The sequence below is a fragment of the Streptomyces glaucus genome (assembly GCF_039533365.1).
Classification (GTDB): domain Bacteria; phylum Actinomycetota; class Actinomycetes; order Streptomycetales; family Streptomycetaceae; genus Streptomyces; species Streptomyces glaucus.
Map to the genome: position 1 here is coordinate 98,079 of NZ_BAAATK010000018.1, position 12,813 is coordinate 110,891.

18 protein-coding genes are annotated in these 12,813 nt (G+C 70.1%); 17 read left to right on the plus strand and 1 reads right to left on the minus strand.

Annotated elements, in window-relative coordinates:
- Positions 1-56: 56 nt before the first annotated feature.
- The 15 genes from ABD363_RS16035 (at position 57) to ABD363_RS16105 (ending at position 11,723) form a co-directional block, all read left to right on the plus strand.
- The gene (locus ABD363_RS16035) at positions 57-857 is read left to right on the plus strand and encodes a hypothetical protein (protein WP_344603927.1); all 801 of its coding nucleotides are present in this window, start codon (positions 57-59) and stop codon (positions 855-857) included.
- Complete coding sequence (locus ABD363_RS16040) at positions 854-1,243, plus strand: hypothetical protein (RefSeq protein ID WP_344603929.1); 390 nt, start codon at positions 854-856, stop codon at positions 1,241-1,243. Before ABD363_RS16035 ends, ABD363_RS16040 begins: the two co-directional genes overlap by 4 nt.
- Positions 1,244-1,326: 83 nt before the next feature.
- Positions 1,327-1,950, plus strand: coding sequence for a hypothetical protein (locus tag ABD363_RS16045; protein ID WP_344603931.1), 624 nt, complete (start codon positions 1,327-1,329; stop codon positions 1,948-1,950).
- A gap of 12 nt (positions 1,951-1,962) precedes the next feature.
- A complete protein-coding gene (locus ABD363_RS16050) occupies positions 1,963-2,172 on the plus strand; it encodes a hypothetical protein (RefSeq protein WP_344603933.1) in 210 nt (69 codons plus the stop codon).
- Positions 2,173-2,330: 158 nt separating this feature from the next.
- Entirely contained in the window at positions 2,331-4,166 is a 1,836-nt protein-coding gene (locus tag ABD363_RS16055; protein WP_344603935.1) for an NUDIX domain-containing protein, read from the plus strand.
- 225 nt (positions 4,167-4,391) lie between these two features.
- A complete protein-coding gene (locus ABD363_RS16060; protein WP_344603937.1) occupies positions 4,392-5,684 on the plus strand; it encodes a phage major capsid protein in 1,293 nt (430 codons plus the stop codon).
- 76 nt (positions 5,685-5,760) lie between these two features.
- Complete coding sequence (locus tag ABD363_RS16065; protein WP_344603939.1) at positions 5,761-6,036, plus strand: hypothetical protein; 276 nt, start codon at positions 5,761-5,763, stop codon at positions 6,034-6,036.
- Positions 6,033-7,280, plus strand: coding sequence for a hypothetical protein (locus tag ABD363_RS16070; RefSeq protein WP_344603941.1), 1,248 nt, complete (start codon positions 6,033-6,035; stop codon positions 7,278-7,280). Before ABD363_RS16065 ends, ABD363_RS16070 begins: the two co-directional genes overlap by 4 nt.
- Positions 7,281-7,318: 38 nt before the next feature.
- Complete coding sequence (locus tag ABD363_RS16075; RefSeq protein WP_344603943.1) at positions 7,319-8,065, plus strand: GP88 family protein; 747 nt, start codon at positions 7,319-7,321, stop codon at positions 8,063-8,065.
- A 127-nt stretch (positions 8,066-8,192) separates the two neighbouring features.
- Positions 8,193-8,654, plus strand: coding sequence for an IPT/TIG domain-containing protein (locus tag ABD363_RS16080; protein WP_344603944.1), 462 nt, complete (start codon positions 8,193-8,195; stop codon positions 8,652-8,654).
- A gap of 152 nt (positions 8,655-8,806) precedes the next feature.
- Positions 8,807-9,313 (plus strand): hypothetical protein, encoded by a 507-nt coding sequence (locus ABD363_RS16085; protein WP_344603946.1) that lies wholly within the window; start codon positions 8,807-8,809, stop codon positions 9,311-9,313.
- Between the two features lie 11 nt (positions 9,314-9,324).
- Positions 9,325-10,194, plus strand: coding sequence for a hypothetical protein (locus tag ABD363_RS16090; RefSeq protein WP_344603948.1), 870 nt, complete (start codon positions 9,325-9,327; stop codon positions 10,192-10,194).
- 21 nt (positions 10,195-10,215) lie between these two features.
- Positions 10,216-10,851: a poly-gamma-glutamate hydrolase family protein gene (locus ABD363_RS16095; protein ID WP_344603950.1), complete on the plus strand. Its 636-nt coding sequence runs from the start codon at positions 10,216-10,218 to the stop codon at positions 10,849-10,851.
- Between the two features lie 3 nt (positions 10,852-10,854).
- Positions 10,855-11,187, plus strand: coding sequence for a hypothetical protein (locus tag ABD363_RS16100; protein ID WP_344603952.1), 333 nt, complete (start codon positions 10,855-10,857; stop codon positions 11,185-11,187).
- Positions 11,187-11,723 (plus strand): hypothetical protein, encoded by a 537-nt coding sequence (locus ABD363_RS16105; RefSeq protein ID WP_344603954.1) that lies wholly within the window; start codon positions 11,187-11,189, stop codon positions 11,721-11,723. Before ABD363_RS16100 ends, ABD363_RS16105 begins: the two co-directional genes overlap by 1 nt.
- Here ABD363_RS16105 and ABD363_RS16110 read toward each other — a convergent pair whose 3' ends face one another.
- Positions 11,724-12,020 carry a hypothetical protein gene (locus tag ABD363_RS16110; protein ID WP_344603956.1) on the minus strand — a complete coding sequence of 99 codons (297 nt, stop codon included), beginning with the start codon at positions 12,018-12,020 and terminating at the stop codon, positions 11,724-11,726. It lies immediately after the preceding gene.
- A gap of 92 nt (positions 12,021-12,112) precedes the next feature.
- On the opposite strand from ABD363_RS16110, the gene ABD363_RS16115 reads away from it, so the two are divergent.
- Positions 12,113-12,379 (plus strand): DUF7210 family protein, encoded by a 267-nt coding sequence (locus ABD363_RS16115; RefSeq protein WP_344603957.1) that lies wholly within the window; start codon positions 12,113-12,115, stop codon positions 12,377-12,379.
- Positions 12,379-12,804 (plus strand): hypothetical protein, encoded by a 426-nt coding sequence (locus ABD363_RS16120; protein WP_344603959.1) that lies wholly within the window; start codon positions 12,379-12,381, stop codon positions 12,802-12,804. The genes ABD363_RS16115 and ABD363_RS16120 overlap by 1 nt, the downstream gene beginning before the upstream one ends.
- The last annotated feature ends 9 nt before the right edge of the window (positions 12,805-12,813 follow it).

The window sequence follows — 12,813 nt, forward strand, 5'->3', positions numbered from 1 at the left end:
GAATGATCATGGGGAATGAGTCCACATGTGGATTCATTCCACATTATCCTGTGGGGGTGACCGACCGAGAACGCACCATGGCCGCCCTACGGGCATGGGCAGAACCCGGCCTCCGCGCCCGCCTCATCAAGGCGGCGTGGGACGCCGGAAACCAGAACGTCAACGAACTCGCCGAAGCCGCCCGGGTCGACCGCAAGACCGTGTACGCCGACCTGGCCGCCGAAGGCATCGACCCGAAGACCGACCGCACCCAGGGGGGAACCGTGCTGGAACCCATCAGCATCAACGGCCTGTACGGCGACGAACGTGACGAGCACCTGCTCGGCAACAAGGCCATCGCCGCGGTACTCGACGCCTTCCGCGACTGCGTGCCCGACCAGGCGCAAGCCGACAAGCAAGCCACGCAGGAGTTCCGGCTCAGGATGCACGCCTCTGCGGCCGCGAGCTGGCACAACACCCTTCTTCCCCTGGCCCAGGCCGCGCTGGAGCGCCGCCGTGACGCCGAGCGCGCTCTGCGCCTCTGGCATACCGCGTACGAAGCTCTGGGGGAGGCGAAGACGTCCGAGTGGGCCGCCGCACACCACCGCTTCATCAGGGCGTGGCAGGACGCCAGGCGGGCCGTCGAGGAGCAGCAAACCGCCGAAGCGGCTATGCGCGACAAGGCCAGCACCTACATGATGCAGATCGGGGAGGTAGAAAGGCGCCTGTACGAGGAGAACGTGCCGGCGGAACAGCGCATCACCATCCCCGAGGACGACCACGGTCGGCACCTGGAGATGCTGGAGGACGTGCAGAAGCAGCGAGCGGCGACCGCAGCCCAGACGCTGCGACTGCTCGGCGGACTGGCCGCAGGATGACCAGGCGCAGCCGGTTCCTGATCGACGACGGCAGGCACCTACCGGTCCTTGCGATCGACGAGGACAGCTCTTTCCTGCATGGCCAGGCGCGTTACCGGGCGGCCTGCTCGTGCGGCCGGATGCCCCCTCACCCGGCGGGCAGCCGAGAGGAAGCTGTGCGCGCGCACGCACAGCATGCGGCCACCCGGTTGGGACCCGAACAGCTTGGCCTGCGAGTCACCGCCCTGGCTGTGGCCATGCTGGTCGTCTGGGGCACCTGTTACGCGGTCGGACGTTCCCTGTCCGACTCCAGGACTGTGCTGGCGGTGACCCACCTCGTGGGATTCACGCTGGCCTTCGGCCTCATGGTCGCTGCACGTCGGCTCATCGCGCCGACACGTAGCTGAGCAATGGGATGTGGCGCCCGCAGCCGATGCAGCCGGCTGCGGGCGCCGAGACATAAGCGTAGAGGGCGGTTCATCCTCCGCCCGTGACCAGATACGGATTCGCCATCAAGGCTCTCCCCCAGGGCAGCAAGCCTTTCGGGGAGGAAGACGACGAGAACGACGAGAACGAGGGCACCGAAGAAGCCTCGCTCAAGGGCGCCGAGCCTGGCGTTTCCGACAGCGAGCCCTCCGGGGAAGTCACGGAGGACCTGCCCGAGAATCCCGCCGCGGCCGCCGCCGAACCAGCCGATCCCGCAGCCTCTCCAGCCGCGGACGCGCCACCGGAGGAAGCAAGCAGCGCCGAGGACCCGGCCGCAGCCCCCACACCGCCCGAGGACGACTCCCGCCTCTGGGCTGGCGACCCGTACGACGAGGGCGACGAGACCGCCCCCGAGGATGCGTACTGCGCTTACACCGGCAGCAACGGCGAACAGGCTTGGCTCGACCGCGCGCCGGACGGCACACTGACCGGGTGGGTCCGCGACGAGACCGGGCAGGTGTGGCGGTACACCGATCCGGACGCGTGGGCGACCGACGTGGACGGCGCGCAGATGACCCGCACGCACGGCCCCGAGGGTGAGGACGCCCCGGCCGACCCCGCGGCGCCGGCCGACCCGGCACCGCCGGGAGACCGCGGCGTCCAGGACCCGATGTTCCAAGGCCAGTAAGGAGAGCCGAGAGTGGAGCTCAACCGCGAGACCTACCTCGCCCTGGTCAAGGAGGGCAAGGCCGCGTACGCCAACGGAGACCCCTCCGACGCCTGCCCGTACTCGCAACTCGGCGACAAGGAACAGCGGGTCGCGTACTACGCGTGGACCGAAGGCTGGGGCATGGCCCGCTCCGAGGCTGAGGCGCACCCGCAGGAGCCTGAGCCCAGCGCAGGACACTAGGCAGACGCGAACGGCACGGTGCCCGGCGGCCCACTGTCGACCGCCGGAGGTTCCCCGCCGTGCCGAGCGCTGCTCCATCCATCAGATCCCCACGCCCCACCGCCAGCCAGCGAGGCACCAGCCGGGCTATCTACGCCGTCACCGGCGTAGTCGACGAGGTGAACGACCTCATCGTGCCCGGCGCCTTCAAACGCACCCTGGCCTCACGGCCCGTCAAGACCGTGTGGCATCACGGTTGGAAGGATCCGGTCGGCGTCGTCGTCGAGGTCGAGGAGTGGATGCCCGGCGACCCCCGATTCGCCAGCATCCCCGGCTGGCCACCCGAGGCCGGCGCTCTCGTCGCCACCGTCATCTACAACCTGCGCACCCGCCAAGGTCGTGACGCCTACGAGCAGGTCCGGCAGTGGCATGAGCACCAGCAGGCCGCGTTCTCCATCGGCTACCGCGTGCCGACGGAAGGGGCCACGCTCCGAGGTGACGGCGTCCGCGTGATCCACGACCTGGACCTTTTCGAGGTGTCGCCCGTCCTGCATGGCGCGCACCCCCTGACCCGCAGCCTGGAAGTCAAGTCTGTCACCGGGCACGAAGGCCTCGAGTACAAGAGCACGCCTTCCCACCTGGAGATCGACGTCGCCACCCCTGTGGAGGGGAAGGAGGTCAAGGTCGCGGGCCTGGTGGTGAAGGCCGCCGACACCGGCCGCGTGCTGATGATCCAGCGGGCCCTCGACGACGACGACCCGGCTGCCGGCACCTGGGAATGGCCCGGCGGGCACCTGGAGGACGGGGAGGACTCCCTCGCCGCCGCGGTGCGCGAGTGGAGCGAGGAGACCGGCTCGACCCTGCCCGGCGCCGCGAGCGTCGTCGGCTCCTGGGTCGCCCCGAACGGCATCTACCGCGGTTATGTCGCTGTCGTCCCGACCGAGGCGTCCGTCCCCATCAACAAGCCCCGCGGTGAACGCCGCGTCGCCAACCCGGACGATCCCAAGGGCGACGCCACGGAGGTCACCGCCTGGTGGCCGATCACGTCTCTGCCCGACATGCCGCTGCTGCGGCCGGAGTGCCGCGAAGCCCCGTGGGAGCTCCTGGCCGGCGCCGCCCTCCCGCAGGGCCCGGCCCCGGAGCCGATCCGGCCCGTCCCCCCGAGCGTCCTCGAGGGCATCATCAACGCCACCCGGAACGGTGTGGCCCCCGTTGAGGAGAAGTCCGCGCGCGCCGCTGTACGAGCCGCCCGCGCCCTGCCGCGCATCGAGCACAAGTCCGCCCGCTCCATGGTCACCGAGGCCAAGAGCAAGCACGTTGCCCACCTGGAGGTCCCTGCGATGTCCCCTAAGCCCCTGCCCGAGTCGCAGGAACAGTTCCGCGGCCGTCTCTCCGACGCGGTCCGCGAGCTCCTCAACCAGGACGGCCAGACGTGGACGTGCATCGAGGGAACCTACCCGGACCGCGTCATCGTCTCCGTGCACTCCGAAGACGAACGCCGCAGCGCCCACTACGAGATCCCGTACACGGTCACGGCCGCCGGCGACATCACCCTGTCCAAGCCGCAGCCCGTCGAACTCGCCACCATCGTCGTCCCGGAGGGCGCCACCGCGCACCGCGCTGCCACCGAGGACGAGGACGTCGACGCGCGCGTCGTGCAGCCCACCGTCGAGGCGCTCACCGACGCTACCGCCCGCGTCAGCAGCGTCGCCGCCGGTCCGGAGCAACTCGGCGATGTCCGTGACAAGGTGCGCGAGCTGATCGCGGCCCTGTCCGCGAAGGGGTTGGACGTCGCCGGCGGTGAGAACGACGCCGCTCCCGTGAACCGGTCGGCGGCCAACGCCCCGGCGGGGTTGGACCTGTGGGACGACGCCGCCTTCGGTGACGACGAAGACGCGAGCTGGGTCGAGGAGGACGAAGCCGACGACGCGGCGCCGGACGTCCAGCCGGAGGACGAAACCGTGCGCTTGGACGCGGAGGAGGTGAAGGCAGCGCTCGCCCTGATGCGGAGCTGAGTTGCACTCTCGGACCTGCCGGTTTCCCGCGGAGAACTCCCGCCAACGACAACAAAACAGCAGGTCAACACCTGTGCACTGTCCGCTCTTGACGCCCCGGGCGGGCAGCGCGCGACGGTAACACCCCTCTGCCTTTTCCATACCGCCTCGCGTTGAGGCGTCCCGGTGCTGGCCGGGCGAGCGACGCACGTCAACCGCACCCCAGCATCAGGGAGAGCACCCCCAATGACCACCAGTCGTATCGCAGAGCTGCAGAAGGCGCTCCAGGCGAAGTCTGCCGAGGCCGAGCGCATCAGCCAGACGTTCAAGGTCGAGGACGGCGGGCAGTTCGTCGTCTCCGCCGAGCAGGCCAAGGCCTTCCGCAAGGTTTCCGGCGAGGCTGCGGAGATCAAGGCGCTCATCGACGCCGAGCAGAACCTGACCGAGGTCAAGCAGTACCTCGACGCCCCCGACGCGCCGCCGGCCGCGGCCACGCACTACGGTCAGCGCCCCGGCATCGAGGAGAAGTCCCTCGGTGACCTGTTCATCGAGTCCGGCTCCTACCAGAACGCCACCGCGCAGCAGTTCCGTGACAAGCCGTACATCCGCGCCGACATCGAGGGGAAGTCCATATTCTCCCTCTCCGCCGGCACCGTGACCCACCAGGTCCTCGGCTCCGCGCAGAACCTCGGCATCGCCGAGCGCCCGTTCCGGAAGTTCCACATCCGGGACCTGTTCCCGAAGTCCACCACCAAGAACGCCGTCCTCTACGGCGCCCGAGAGACCGGCTGGACCAACGCGGCCCGCCAGGTCAAGGAGCGGTACGCCGCCGACGGCGTCTCCCCGGCCACCGGCGCGGACACCGACACCTGGGGCCGCGCGCCGCGGTCGAAGCTCACCCTGACCCCGGTGATGTACCCGGTCGCCGAGGTCGCGCACCTGCTCGACGCGCACAAGAACATCCTGTCCGACGAGCCCCGGCTCAAGACCTTCATCAACACGCGCATGGTCGAGGGCGTGAAGTACGCGGAGGATTGGGACCTCCTGCACTCCGTCGGCGACGGCCAGTCCCTCACCGGCATCTACAACACCCCCGGTGTCCAGCAGTACACCGGTCTCGCGGCCGACCAGTACAGCGTCCAGATCCGGCGCGCGATCACGAAGTGCTTGCTCGCCGAGTACGACCCGACCGGCATCGTCCTGTCCCCGACGATGTGGGAGCACGTCGAGGTCGAGGAGGACAAGAACGGCGCCTTCCGCGTCGCCATCGCCGTCGCCATCGGCGCCGAGAAGAAGGTGTGGCGCCTCAACGTGGTCGAGACGACCGCGATGGCCGACACCGACTTCCTCATCGGCGCGTTCGGTCTCGGCGCGCAGCTCCACGACCGCGAGTCCATCTCCGTCACCGTCTCCTCGGAGAACGCCGACAACTACGAGAAGGGTCTGATCACGTTCCGGGCGGACGAAAGGCTTGCTCTTGAGGTGCCCCGACCCGAGAGTTTCGTGATCGGCACCTGGACCACGCCGGCCGCGGGCTGATCCAGCGAGGGGGTGCACCCGGGCGACGGGTGCACCCCCTCACCAGCATCACCACCACGACGAAGAGGGACGCTGGATGATCGAGAAGCAGCCCCTGAGCCTCGCGCACGAGCTGCAAGAGCTCGAGAACGCGCCCGCCCCGTCCCGGGGCCCGCGGTGCAGCGTCGGGGCCTTCCTGGCCGCCGCCGCCGACAACGACGCTGCGGCCCTTCGCCAGGCCCTGGACAACGACCGCATCACCTCCCGTGCCATCGCTGACATCCTCAGCAAGCACGGCGAACACATCACCGCGTACACCGTCGCCCGCCACCGGCGACGCAGTGAGTCCAACGGATGCCGGTGCGAACGATGACCCTCAGCAGCGAACTGCAGCAGCTCCTCGAGCCGGCCTCCGCCCAGCAGGCGCAGCCCGCCCAGGCGCAGCGCGCCTACCCGGCTGCACCGCGCGGCTGGGAGTCGGGGGTGAGGTACGAGCCGGGCGGCACGATGGTGGTCACGGCCCCGCCCGCCGAGACACCGCCCGCAGGCGACGACGAGCTGCGTCAGCGCGTTGAGGAGATGGGCCTGTCCGTCCCGGACGGCTTCCGTGTGCGCCTGGTGGAGGCCAAGCACGATCCGGCCGCCTGGCACCGTGATGCGCAGGGCGAGGACGCCGTGACCCGGGCCGTGTGGCGCTGCCGGTACGTCATCGAACCCGCCGCGCCCGCGTGGATGTCCGAGGGCGACGTCGACGCCCTCGTCCGCGACGCGATGCGCCGCCGCAGGAAGCCGCGTCCGACGGTCGACACCGCGGAGCGGGCCCTGGTCGTCGTATACGCCGACGCCCAGGCCGGCAAGGTTGGGCGAGACGGAGGCACTCCCGAGCTGATCGCCCGGATCGCCGACCGGTTCGACCGGCTCGACGACCATGTGCGCGATCTCAAGGCCGTAGGCCGTGCCCCGACCGTCGCCTACTGGGCCGACGCTGGAGACTGCGTCGAGGGGTTCGAGAACACGACGCAGCAGGCGTTCACCAACGACCTGACCCTGACCGAGATGGTCCGCGTCCACCGTCGCGTCACTTTCGAGGGCCTGGACCGGCTCGCCGGCAAGTTCGGGCGGGTCGTCGCGGCGACGTGCGGCTCCAACCACGGCCGGGTGCGCCGCGGAAAGGACGCGGTCGGCCCGCCCGTCGACGACTGGGGCATCGAGGTCATGTCCCAGATCGCCGACGCCTACGCCCGCAACCAGGACGCCTACGGACACGTCTCGTTCGTCATGCCGGAACGGTGGCGGGACACCGTGAGCCTGGACATCGCCGGGCACATCGTCGGCCTGGCCCACGGCCACCAGTACCCAAGGCCCGAGAAAGCCGGCCACTGGTGGCGCGGGCAGACGTTCGGCCGCCAGCCCGTCGCGGACGCCGACATCCTGATCACAGGCCACTTCCATCACTTCCGCGCCGAGCAGATGGGCAATGGGCGGCTCTGGATCCAGGCGCCGACTCTGGACAACGGCAGCGACTGGTACGCGGTGCGCTCCGGTGAGGTCTCGGCGTCGGGCCTGTTGGTGTTCAGCGTCGGTCCGGACGGCTGGGACGACCTGCGGATCCTGTGAAGGAGACGTAAAGAGGTGGGCGGGTTCACGGTCCCGCCATGACTGAGAAACCGCGGTGGCTACTCACCCAGAACACAGACATGCGGCGGCAGGGAATCTACAACTGGTCGATCCCGGCGTGGGCCGGAACCCTGCCCGACGGCCGCAACTACAACACCTGCCCCTCGGCGGGGATCTGCGCTCAGCTCTGTTACGCCCGGCAGGGTGCCTACCGGTTCAAGGGCGTCAAGGCGCGCCACGAGGCGAACCTGATGATGGTGCTCGATGACCTGCCCGGCTGGGAGGCGCAGATGAAGGAGGAACTCCAGCACAAGCGGTACCAAGGCCGTTGGGTCCGCTGCCACGACGCCGGCGACTTCTTCTCCCGGGAGTACACCGAGGCGTGGATGCGGGTCATGCGGGCCGCGCCGGGCGTCCGCTTCTATGCGTACACCAAGAGCGTCAGCTTGTTCCGCGAGGTCGTCGAACCGGACCCGCCGGAGAACTTCAAGTGGGTGTACTCGCTCGGCGGCCGCGAGGACCACCTGGTCGACGTGACCATCGAGCGGCACGTCGACATCTTCCCCGATGAGGAGTCCCTCGCCGAGGCCGGTTACACCTCCCGCGGCAAGGCCGAGGAGGGGTGCCTGGTGTCCGTGCTGGGCCCGCAGAAGATCGGGATCGCGGCGAACAACATCAAGCACCTCAAGAAGAAGCAGGGCCCCAACAGGTGGAGTGACCTGCAGCGCGCCCAGGACGAGCGTCGCCGCGGCCCCGGCAAGCAGTACCGCAGCGGGCGGCCGTAGTCGCCACGGGGCGTACCAAGATCATTTTTGCCCAATTGGGCAAGTGCCCTCTCTTCCCGACGGTGCGCGACCCAAGCGGGCTCCGCGGCCCATCCTTCGCCCGCCACCCATCCCAGGAAGGAACCCCATGCTCTACAAGGAAGACGGGACGCTCATCACGAAGGAGACGTTCCCCGCGGTCGCCGTTGCGGACCCGCCCATGCGCCTTACCGAGGACGTGTACGAGACCAAGGCGTACGGGCCCGGCGACGGCCGCCCCGAAGGTTCTCGGCGCCACCTGCTCTACCAGGCCGGCACCATCGTCCCCCAGTCCGAGATCAACCACCTCTTCACCCCGGCGGCAACCGTCACGACCATCAGTCCGGCGACCGGCCCGGCCGCGGGCGGCACTACCGTCACCATCAAGGGCACCCGGCTCGCCGGCGTCACCGCGGTCAACTTCGGCGCCACACCGGGCACTGGCCTTGAGGTCGTCTCCGACACCGAGCTCCGCGTCAAGACGCCCGCCGGTGCCGCCGGCGCCGTCAACGTCGCCGTCGCGGCCGACTCCGGCAACGTCACGAAGGCCAGCGGGTTCACCTACTCCTGATCCGCACGGCAGGGCGGCCCCTACGCACGGGCGCGGGGGCCGCCCCAGGACCAAACTACGCCGCCCGCCCCCGGGGGGTAGGCCGCGACACAAGCGCCGCCCGGCGTGCAGGGTGCGCGCCGTCCGGACCCACACCCGAGAGGGAGCCACCCATGGCAGGCACCACCCGTACCCGTAAGACTGCGGCACCCAAGGCCGCCGAGACCACCACCGAGACCGCCGCGGCGGAGGAGACCATCCCCGCCGCGGACACCGGCGCGCCGCTGGCCGGCGACAGCTCCCCGAAGGCGCCCGACGCCGCTCCGCTCGAGCCGCCGGCCGTCCAGGAACCGCCAGCCGCGCCCGCGGCATCCGCGTACGCCACCCCGACCGAGGTCATCCCCGACGACGAGAACCTCTCCGAGGTCATCATCGACGACGCGACCAAGGAGCCTCCGGCCGACATAGACGCCGTATTCATGCCGCTCACGGAGTACGGCTCGGTCCTCGTGTGCACCGTGCGCCTGGTCGAGAAGACGTTCCTCGGACCGCACCTCAGCCCCGTTCACCGGCTGCTGCAGCCCAAGGGTGCACACGTCTCCGAGAGCGTCGCTGCCCGGATCCGGGAGCGGCTGCAGGCCCAGGCGGAGCGGATCGCCGCCAAGGCCGACGAGAAGTAAAGGAGCCGGGGGTGACGACGGTCTACGACCACCAACCCATCTACGCCGGAGCGTTCTACGACCCTGAGCCAGCCGGCGGCGAGGTGAGCCGTCTCGACCTGTACGGGACGGCTGACCGCGGTGGCCCTGTGGTCGCCGCAGCGACCACGGCCACCCGGCTCCGGCCCGGCACGTACCGGTTCGAGCTGCCCGATGTGCCGCCCGGCCGCTACTGGGGCGTGGTCACCTTCACCCCCAGCGACGGGGCCCAGCCCGTCAAGGACACTTCCGTGCGTCTTGACCTGCCCATGGGGCTGGGTCTCGTCACCTCCCCCGAAGCGGTCGCCGACCTGCTCGGCGTGCCCCTGCCGCTCACCGCAGAGCAGCGCGACGCTCTCGAGACAGCGATCCGCGCAGCGCAGTCCACCGTGGTCGGCTACCTGAACCGTCCCCTCGTGCCGCGGACGGTCACCCTGTCCGCCGTCACACCGCGATGGGCCGATGAACTCGACAACCCCGAGACGTGGCCGCTGCCCGAACAGGGCGACCTAGTCGAGGTCAGCGCCTACCGACCCCGCGGAGATGGCACCTACGACGTCACGTTCCTCGTGGGCCTCCACGGCGCCGCGCAGGAGGAAGTCGTCACGTACGTCACCGCGCACGCCGCGGAGTCCGAACGGCAAAGGCCCGGCGGCGTCGGCAGTGCCGGCCGCCGCGTGTCCTCCGTGAGCGCTGAAGGACAGTCCATCTCCTACGAGTCCGCGCCTGCCGCCGGGCAGGCCGGGGCGCTGCCCGCACTGGACTCCCTCAAGCGGCACAGGCGCCTGCTCTACCAGCCGCTCAGCCGGCCACCGCGCCCGCCCTGGCCGTACTCCAACTACCGCGGCCGCACCCGGTACTGACCCAGAAAGGAGCATGGACCGATGGGCGACGTTTACCAGTCCTACGGGGAACTGGCCGGCGGTCAGATCGAGGGCATCGACTATCAGCGGCTGTGGCGTGTCTCCCAGTGCTCCACGCTGCTCCACCTCGCCATCCACGGTGGGGGCATCGAGCCGGGCACCACCGAGCTGGCGAGTTCTGCCGCGGCGGACATCCACAGCTACTACACCCTGGACGGTTTGAAGACGGCCGGGACCAACGACACGCTGCACGTCACTTCCACCCGGTTCGACGAGCCGCAGGCCCTGGGCATGGCGAGGGTCGCCACACACATCGTGTCCTGGCACGGCGCGACCGGCGCGACCGCGATCACCTACCTCGGCGGCCGGGACTACAACCTGCGGGACCAGATCGGCGAGTGCTTGAAGGACGCCGGATTCACGGTGCAGATCGCATCCGAAGAGTTGAACGGCAACGACCCGCAGAACATCTGCAACCGGAACAGTCGAGGGATGGGCGTCCAGCTCGAGCTGACCACGGCGCAGCGGGCCGCGTTCTTCGAAGGCGGCGACACCAGCCGAGCCAACCGCAAGAACACCACCGCGGCGTTCACCGCGTACGTGACCGCGGTGCAGCTCGGAGTGTCCAAGGCGCTCGTCTCCTCTGGGAGGGGATGACCGGTGGCGGTTCTCCTCCCGAACGCTGTGCTGACCGTGTACGTGCTCGCCCACCCCTGGGAGCGCGACGCCAACGGTGTGCCCGTCCCTCCGAATCCGAGCCAGAAGCCGACCCCGCGCGGCACCTGGCCCGGGTCGGTACTCGAACAGCCCGACGGCACATGGTCGGTACGGCTCGCCCCGCAGGCGTGGCCGGTCGAGCCGGGCGACACCATCACCGACGAAGCCGGTCGGTCCTGGACGCTGTCCAGCGCCCGCAATCACACCGTGCCCGGCTGCTCGGATGCCGACTACGTGCAGGCGACCGCCACCCTCAATCCGCCGGAGGTGCCGTGATGGCCGGACCGAAGTTCACGCCGGCGCAGGGCCTGGAGGCGCAGCTCGCCCGCATGCTCGCCCCTGCCGTCCGGCAGATCGCCGTCCAGGTGGAAGTCGAGGCCAAGCGCCTGGCCCCGCCCACCAAACGCTGGGTGACCGTCGGCGACGACCGGGTCCGCCCCACCCACCGCAAGGCACAGGGCCAGGAGGTGCCGGGGAACCTGCGCTTCAAGCTCAACTCGATGGACTGGGACATCAAGCACCGCGGCCTCGGGCCGCACACCTACATGCTCGAGCCTCTCGACCAGAGCTCCCGGGCGGTCGCCAACATCAAGAACTGTCGCTGTACCGCGCACCTGGACCCGAAGGGTATCGCCCGGCACATCACCACCGGCCAGCCCGTCATCACCGGGAAGAAGGTCACCGTCACGGTGTCCGTGGAGGCGCCGCTCGTCGTCGAGGCCGAGGTGGGCACCGTCTACCCGGGCAACCTGCGGGCCGACGGCACGCACTTCATGGCCCGTGCCGCTGCCACCGTCGCCGCCCGCCGCTGACTACTCGTCCCAGTAGCCGGGATCGGCCGGGCCCCAGCCCCGATCGGAGGTGACGTCGTCGTACGACCGGCCGTAGGTGCACGCGGTGTATGCGTCGGCGTACGCCCAGGACTCGGTTGTCGGGTTCTCCTCCCCTGCGTTCCGCAGCCGGGACAGCGCGCAGCGCTCCATCGCCGCGTCGTACTCCGGCCCCTCGGTCGGGTACTGCCGGGGCCCCGACTCGTCCCCGCTGCTGCAGGCCCCTACCAGAAGCAGGACCCCCGTCACCGCTGCTGCCGCCGCACGTCGCGCTCTCATGCATCCCCCCACAGGATCTCGTGATCGGCCGCAGCGTACCGCCCGCCGGTGCGGGCGCGACACAAGCGGCCCGGGTGCGCACAGTACGCGACATGGCTACGAACACCACCACCACGAAGAAGCCCGCCACCATCGCGGAGGAGTCCACCGACATCGTGGAGGCCCGCCCTAAGTCCACCATCCGCCGTGCGCCGGCCGTTGTCGGCCCGCCCCTGGGCGAAGGTCAGGAGCCGGTAACCGTCACCCTGTCGCACCACCACACCATCGACGGCATCGGCTACTCGCCCGGTGCCGAGATCGCTGTCTCCCCGGACTACGCCCGCCGCCTGCGCGCGCAGGGCTTCACCGCCCGCACCTGATGGCCGAGCTGAACCTCGAGGACGCCGACCCCGTCGCAGTCCTCCTGCCCTGGCTCGAGCAGAGCGCCCAGGCCGCCGATGCCCTCGGCGGCCCCGGCCGCGTGTCCGGCATCCCCGAGGCGCCGTGGCCGCATCTCGTCATCGGTCATGGCCCCGGCGGGGACCTGCGAGACCTGACCTGGGCCACCGAACCCGAAGTGACATTTGAGGTGCTGGGGGACCCGGGCGGCTGGCCGGGCAAGGCCGAGCTGCGGCGCATTCTCGTGCGCTGCGCAAAGGCCGCCCAGGGCATCGTCGAGGCGCCCTACGTGCCCGGCCGGCCGGTCGTCAACGGGGTGAGGCCCTCCGGTCTCCTCATCTGGTCGCCGCTCGTCGATGGCCAACCCAGGTGGCTGATGAACCTTTCCGTCACCCTGCATCCGTGAGCGGGCGAC